Here is a 6,065-nt window from a genome sequence, read left to right on the forward strand (position 1 = left end):
CGGGCCGCGGGTGCGCGCGGGTCGGTGGGCACGGGCCTGGGGCTGTATTGGGTTCGGGGTATGGCCCATATATTGGGCGGTGACATCAGGTATGCGGCCGAGGGCCAGAACATCCGCTTTGCGCTCGTGATGCCGCTGCGTGCGCCCGAGGGGGGTGGGCATGCAGAGAACGTCTGAGGGGTCTGGGGGAGTGTCTATGTGGGACGTGCTTGTATGTGAGGATTCCGACGCGCTGCGCGAGTCCTTGACGGAATACCTGGCGGAGTCGGGTGAATGGACGGTGCGGGCCGCGCGCGACGGCCTGGCATTGCGGCGGCAGTTCGTCGAGCGGGTGCCGGACATGCTCCTGCTGGATGTGGGGCTGCCCGGTGAGTCCGGTGTCGAGTTGACACAGTGGGTCCGGTCAACCTACCCGGCGGTCGGGGTCGTGGTGCTGTCGGGACGATTTTCCGCCAGCGACCGGCTGGCGGGCTGGCGGGCGGGAGCCGACGTGTACCTGGTCAAACCGGTGGCCCCGGAAGAGGTGGATCTGGCGCTCAAGGCGGTTCTGGCGCGGTCGATGCCGGCCATCGAATCGGAGCGCCGCCGCAACGGTCTGCGGCTGGTGCTGGCCAGGCGATGCCTTGAGAACGCCGACGGGCAATGCACCCCGCTCACCGCACGTGAGGCCATGGCCTTGCAGATGCTGGCGCAGTCCCCCGGTGTGATCGTCGCGAGCGATGCCTTGCGGGAGCTGCTGTGGCCCGAAGAGAACGACGACACCGACTACCAGAATGCCCTGTTTTCGCTGATCCGCCGCTTGCGGCGCAAGCTGGAGGCCGCCGGCCTGCCGCCCGAGGCCATTGCCATGGTCCGCGGGCGGGGTTATCGCTTCAACCAGGGAAGCACCGCGCAACTGGTGATTGATTAGAAATCAAGGGTTTTCCCTGAGTTTGTCAAGCGCCGACGCATCCAGCCCATGCCAGCGTGACATATATCACGAATAAATTTTGCTGAAAGTGCCTATATGTGACAGATAGTGACAGATTCGACGAATGTGTGCTTCTTATGCTTCGGAACGTTACTTTCAGTAATGGAGAAGTACATGTTTCTACAGTCACGTCGTCCTCAAGGTATGCCGCGCCGGTCTCGGCAGTCGGGCTTCACGCTCGTCGAGTTGTCGGTGGTGTTGGCGGTGATCGGCCTGATCATCGGTGCCATGGCCATCGGCAAGGATGTGCAGCGCAACGCCGAATACACCAAGATCAAGAACAAGTTCATTGATCAGTGGGAACAGGCCTACAACCAGCACTACCAGCGCACCGGCGTGGTGGTGGGAGACAGCCAGACGGCGCCACGCCTGATGGTCAATGGCGCTAATTACGGCAGCCTGGCGGTGACGACGCCGCTGTCGGGTGGCGACATGACTGCCGTCAGGCCACCGCCCCGTGTGTGCGACAAGGCCGAAGGTGCGTTCATGTCGCCCCGGGGTACCGCCGTGGTCGATCTGCGTGACCAGATGACACGCGCCGGCGTGCGCATGCCGCCAGGCCGTGCCGAGGGCTACGAGGACCGCTACGTCTACCTGGACAGCAATGGCAACCCGCAGGAGGTGCAGGTGTGCTTCCAGTGGAACAACCCAGGTGTCGCGAACAATGGCGAAGGCTCGGGCAACGTGATGATCATCTCGGGCCTGACGCCCGATCTGGCCCGCTACCTCGACCAGATGGTGGATGGCAAGCCCGATGCGCGTGAAGGGCGTTTCCGCCAGCAGGGTGTCGACAACGGCACGTGGAATGAGCCGGGGGTGCAGTGGAACACCAACAACACCTTCGAATACTCCGAAGCCTCATCCGCGTGGGGGACGGTCGCGAATGGTTTCAAGCGTGACGAAGACCAGGTCAAGACCGTGGTGGCCGTCTACAAGATGAACCAGTGAAGCAGCGTTATCTGAGGTCCTGACATCATGACACGCTTCAATACCTCCCGTCGTGCCCGGGCGCACCGCGGCTTCATGCTGGTCGAACTGGCGCTGGTGCTGGCGGTGATCGGCCTGATCATCGGTGCCGTCTCGATCGGCAAGGATGTGCAGCGCAACGCCGAATACACCAAGATCGCCAACAAGTTCCTCGACCAGTGGAAGATGGCGTACGACCAGTACTACCAGCGCACGGGGACGGTGCTGGGTGACTGCCAGCAGGCGCCGACCTACATGGTCAACGGGGCCCATACCAACATTGGCTTCAGAAATGCCTGCGAGCGCCGCGGTGGACAGCCTGTGGCGGGCATTCCCGAGAACTTCATGGGCACCGGCTACAAGATTTGCGAAGGCCAGGGCTATCGGCCCGGTCAGACCGGCTATGGCGATGCGAGGCTCTCGCGCCAGTCGCTGCGCGATCTGATGGTTCGCCATGGGGTGCGTCTGCCCCCGGGCCGTGGCGAAGGTCATGAAGACCGCTACGCCTACCAGGACAGCAACGGCAACACGTCCGAGGTGCAGGTGTGCTTCCAGTGGAACCCCGCCGGTACCGCCAGCGGCGCCGGCAACGTGATGGTGATCCGCGGGTTGACGCCTGATCTGGCGCGTTACCTCGACCAGGTGATCGATGGCAAGCCCGACTCCCGCGAGGGCCGCTTCCGCATCCAGGGTCGTGCGCCGCACACCCAGGCGAACGACGCCAATGCACCGGGCACGGCGTGGGAGGCCAACAACACGATCGCCAGCAACATCTATGGCAACCACCACAGCAGCAACGACACCACGGCCATCGGCGCCAACAACCCCAGCGGTGCCACGGCGCGGGGTCGTCAGTATGACGAGGACCGTGTCACCTTGCTGACGGCGCACTGGGTCATGGAGCAGTGATGGCGATATCTCGGCGTGGGCGCTTGGCCGTGCTGGCGGTATCGACGCTGCTGCTGGCGCTGACCTGCTGGGCCGCCATGCAGGGCATGTCGCGGCTCAACCAGATGCGTGCGCAGGGTGAGTGGTTGCGCGCCGAGAAAACGCAGTTGCAGAGCCAGTTGCCCCTGATCGAGCAACGCGAAACCTATGCCCGCCAGGCGCAGGAGGTCAAAGCCATGGCAGCACGCCTGGGCATCGATCCCGGGCGCTGGACCAGCCGCCGGGTGCAGCGTTCCCCGGCGCTGATCAGTCGCCAGGATGCCGAGACCTTGCTGCGTCAGCAGCTCGGTCCGCAGGGGCGCCAGTGGTTTGCCGCCGATCGTTTCGACCTGGCGGTGACATCGCCTCAGGCGGGGCTTTTCACGCCACCGTTGCCCGAAGACCGCGGCTTCAGCCTGGAGATGGTGGGCGAGGTGTACTTTCCCTTTGAGGCCCCATGACCTCCGAGCAGATCATTTTCGTTTCGTCGCGAGGCTGGTTTCAACTGGCCCAGGGGAAGGTGTCCGAGATCCAGCCCTGGCCGACGCTGCAGGCGCCGGCGTATGTGGTGGCGGACTTCGCGGACGCGCAGGTGGGCGTCCAGTACTGCAAGGGCAAGGCGGCCTATGCCGCGGCCCAGATCGAGAAGGTGGTGCGTGCTGAGGGGCTGATCGACGGTGCGGTGCAGGTGTTCATCCACAAGCAGATGGGCCACACCGACAGCAACCAGACCTTGTACACGGCCGTGCCATTGCCGCAATGGCAGGAGTTCCAGTCATGGATGGCCCGCCAGCGTGACCACTGTCTGTTCATCCCGCTGGCCGGCCTGTTGGCCACGAAGTGCCCGGACGGGGAGATCCGGGTTTTCCGGTCGGGCTCGCAGTTGCACGTCTTCGGCCAGCATGAGGGGCGCATGCACTATGCGGCGGCGGTGGCACTGGGCACCGATCCGTCGGACTTCGTGATGCCGCTGAAGGTGGCACTGACACAGCTCAAGGCCGATGGCTGGAAGGGCCGTGTGGACGCGTGCGCGTGGGCCATGGTGCATCCGGGCGATCCGGTGCAGGAGCAGGCCCTGCTGGATGGTCTGGCCGAGACGGGTGTGGCGCAGGCACGTCTGTTGCCGCACGCGTCCTTCGACGATGCGGCGCAGGCGTCGTCCGTGCTGGCGTCGGCCTTGCCCGCCCTGGTGGCGGCGCTGCCGACGCGTGCCTGGGCCGTGCCGGCGCTGCAGCGGCTGGCCTGGTTCAGTGAAAGGCATGTGTTGCCCATGGCGGCCATGGTGGCCGTGGTGGCCGCCGGGCTGGGGGTGTTCGCTTTCTTTGCCGACCGCACGGTGGACGCCGAGCGATCGACCGTGGCAGCGTTGCAGAACGAGGTGGAAGAGTTGCGCCACCGCGTTGGCGCGGCGCAGGAGGAGCGCCAGGCCGAGGCGGAAGCGCCGGAGCTGGCTTTTGCGCGTCAGATGGGTTTTGCGATGGTGCACGACCCGGTGCGCATGCTCGCCACGGTGCGGCAGGCGGCCGGTACCCAGATACGGATTCAGCGCGTGCAGTTGAGCAAGGGCATGGCACCGGAGCCTGCGCGCTTCAGGGTTGACGGCGTGGTGGCGGACGGTTCGTCGCAGGCGCTGAGCCATTTCCTGGCCGCATTGCGCACCGCAGGGTGGCAGGCCGAATCGACGGCGCCCGGGGACAGTGCTCCCGGCGCGTTCGCCTACCACTTCCGGGCCGCCCCTGCCGGGGGTCGTTGACCAGCGGCCCGGGATGAATGTTCCCGACATATCGGATAAGTCATGAGATACCTTGCCCTGATCCTCAGCGCCCTGGCGGTCGCCGTTGTCACGCTGGCTGCAGTGTCCTTGTCGCAGCGGGCCGGCCAGCCGGGCCGCCCGGGAATGGGCCTGCCGGCCCCGGTGACACCGCCGACCGCGGAACAATGGCACGACCAGGCCGATCTGAAGACCGCCTTGCAGGCCCTGACGGAAGCCCATGATCCCGCGTCCCGCAGCCGCGCCGGCGCGGGACTGCCGCAGGAGCTGCTTGCCCAGACCGCGGCACCGGCACCGGCCGCGAAACCGGTGGGCAAACCTGCCGCGGCCCCGGTGCACCAGCCCCGTGTGACGGTGGTGCTGGAGACCGGCACCGAGGGCAAGGCCGTGGTCGATGGACGGCTGGTGCATGTGGGCGATACCGTGGAGGGGGGCCTGAGGGTTGAATCCATCCAGGTCGAAGAGGTCACCTTCATCCGTGGTGATGGTTTGCGCGTGCGCGTGGCGGTGGCCGGCGATCAGCGTCCGGCGCCGAAAGCGGCCACCGACCGGGCAGCCGGGGCACGCCAGGCGCCGGTGGAGCGCAGATGAACAAGGGTGTGTGGATCGGTGCCGGTCTGGGTCTGCTGGTGCTCGCAGGCCTGGGCGGCTATTGGCTGAGCCTGTCGGAATCGCCATTGCGCGACAGCCCTTCCGGTGCGCAGGTGGCGGCCGTGCCGGCGGGCACCGACCGGACGTCACCGGCGGGCAGTGCCGGCCGGCTCCCTCCAGGCGCGCCGGCCGAGGCCGGTGCGCCCGGGGTGGGCGCACGGGGTGATGCGGTGCAGCCGCCCTGGGTGTTGCCGCCGGGCGCGGCGGTGACGGGCGTCGAGGGCGGTGGCCAGGTGGGCCCGGGCGTGAACGCCGGCTCAACAACTGCCCTCTCGCGTGAAGAGCGGCGCCAGCGACGCGCCCAGATGAGTGCCCGGCTGGCGCAACTGCAGGCCAAGGGGCCGTCGGCCACCATCGAGGACGCCCGGCAGGCCATGGCGGACGTGGAGCGCCTGGGGGCAGGCATGATCGATCCGGTCTATTTCCGGGCCATACAGGATCTGCTCACGCAGGCGGAGCGTTCGGAGGCGCTGAGCGCCGAGTTCGGCCGGATCGCGCAGAGCCGCAAGCCGCAGGACGTGGAGAGGCAGCAAGCCATCCTGGCCGAATTGCGCGCGATCGGTCAGCGGACGCTCGACACCTCGAAGATCGTGCAGTCGTATGCCGCCACCCAGATGGGAGGCCATCCCGCCACCGGAGGCAAGCCATGACGAGGCAGGGTGTGTGGCGGGGATTGATCAGCCAGCATGGCCTGTCGATGCTGGAGATGACCCTGGTGTTGCTGACGGCCAGCCTGCTGTCGTGGGCCGCCATGGCCGCCTACGCCACGGTGGAGCGCGA

At 66.7% G+C, this 6,065-nt stretch carries 7 protein-coding genes; all 7 read left to right on the forward strand.

Annotated features, from left to right (window positions below; genetic code table 11):
• The first annotated feature begins 196 nt into the window (after positions 1-196).
• Positions 197-910, forward strand: coding sequence for a response regulator transcription factor (locus tag PHQ87_RS13735; RefSeq protein WP_300235451.1), 714 nt, complete (start codon positions 197-199; stop codon positions 908-910).
• 204 nt (positions 911-1,114) lie between these two features.
• Positions 1,115-1,918 carry a prepilin-type N-terminal cleavage/methylation domain-containing protein gene (locus PHQ87_RS13740; RefSeq protein ID WP_300235454.1) on the forward strand — a complete coding sequence of 268 codons (804 nt, stop codon included), beginning with the start codon at positions 1,115-1,117 and terminating at the stop codon, positions 1,916-1,918.
• Positions 1,919-1,945: 27 nt separating this feature from the next.
• Entirely contained in the window at positions 1,946-2,845 is a 900-nt protein-coding gene (locus PHQ87_RS13745) for a type II secretion system protein (protein ID WP_300235456.1), read from the forward strand.
• Positions 2,845-3,324, forward strand: coding sequence for a hypothetical protein (locus PHQ87_RS13750; RefSeq protein ID WP_300235458.1), 480 nt, complete (start codon positions 2,845-2,847; stop codon positions 3,322-3,324). The genes PHQ87_RS13745 and PHQ87_RS13750 overlap by 1 nt, the downstream gene beginning before the upstream one ends.
• Complete coding sequence (locus PHQ87_RS13755) at positions 3,321-4,616, forward strand: hypothetical protein (RefSeq protein WP_300235461.1); 1,296 nt, start codon at positions 3,321-3,323, stop codon at positions 4,614-4,616. Before PHQ87_RS13750 ends, PHQ87_RS13755 begins: the two co-directional genes overlap by 4 nt.
• A 42-nt stretch (positions 4,617-4,658) precedes the next feature.
• Positions 4,659-5,225, forward strand: a complete 567-nt coding sequence (locus tag PHQ87_RS13760) for a hypothetical protein (protein WP_300235464.1) — start codon at positions 4,659-4,661, stop codon at positions 5,223-5,225.
• Complete coding sequence (locus PHQ87_RS13765; protein WP_300235467.1) at positions 5,222-5,935, forward strand: hypothetical protein; 714 nt, start codon at positions 5,222-5,224, stop codon at positions 5,933-5,935. The genes PHQ87_RS13760 and PHQ87_RS13765 overlap by 4 nt, the downstream gene beginning before the upstream one ends.
• Positions 5,936-6,065 lie beyond the last annotated feature (130 nt).

Origin of the sequence: Hydrogenophaga sp., from assembly GCF_028698005.1 — a bacterium.
Taxonomy (GTDB): Bacteria; Pseudomonadota; Gammaproteobacteria; order Burkholderiales; family Burkholderiaceae_C; genus Hydrogenophaga.